The 625-nt window shown below is 23.4% G+C and carries 2 protein-coding genes; one reads left to right on the top strand and one right to left on the bottom strand.

Annotation, left to right across the window (positions count from 1 at the left end):
• A partial coding sequence (locus JWF52_RS19010) for a hypothetical protein (protein WP_208335039.1) occupies positions 1–190 on the top strand: 190 nt, incomplete at its 5' end.
• A gap of 74 nt (positions 191–264) precedes the next feature.
• Here JWF52_RS19010 and JWF52_RS19005 read toward each other — a convergent pair.
• The gene (locus JWF52_RS19005) at positions 265–588 is read right to left on the bottom strand and encodes a hypothetical protein (RefSeq protein ID WP_208335037.1); all 324 of its coding nucleotides are present in this window, start codon (positions 586–588) and stop codon (positions 265–267) included.
• Between the last annotated feature and the right edge of the window lie 37 nt (positions 589–625).

Below are 625 nucleotides of genomic sequence, written 5' to 3'. Positions count from 1 at the left end.
AAAAAATATTTACGATGAAATATGTGATCAAATAGAAGAAGCAGAAAATGGAAGTTATATATTTATGTCAAAGAAAGATGATGATGTTTTCTTTGAATATAAAATAGATGTTATGGATGATAACTTTAACTTATCTTATATAGATATAAACACACCACAAGGAAAAATTAACGTAGATTTTGATAACTAGAAAATATATAAAAAGGTATAGCTTATATAAGCTATACCTTTTTATATAATAATAGATAAAATCAAAATTTAATTTTATCTATTATTGTATACCAACAATAAATAAGCAGCACCTGCACATAAATTATTATTACTATCTATTCTACCGACTAATGAATTATTTTTATAAACAAAACCATCTTTATCAACTTTACCTATAGAACTATTTCTTTGAGTATGGTCATGTACAAAACCATCTTCATCAACTCTTCCTATAGGAAAATTATTATTATTATAAATTATATTTTTATCAACCTTTCCAATTGGACAATTGTGATAAATGTGGTTGTGAACTACATTATCGTCATCAATTCTTGCAACAGCTCTAGTATTAAATGGGAAATTTACTATATTAATCATATATAAGCACCTACCTTTATTAATTAATATTAAAATT

This window comes from Clostridium sp. CCUG 7971 (genome assembly GCF_017590215.1).
In the GTDB taxonomy this organism is placed as follows: domain Bacteria; phylum Bacillota; class Clostridia; order Peptostreptococcales; family Peptostreptococcaceae; genus Faecalimicrobium.
This window is presented reverse-complemented; position numbering and strand designations above follow the sequence as displayed.

What these genes read in the sequence shown, in the direction of transcription:
- JWF52_RS19005 (WP_208335037.1), bottom strand. Translation starts at nt 588, where the DNA reads ATGATTAATATAGTAAATTTCCCATTTAATACTAGAGCTGTTGCAAGA.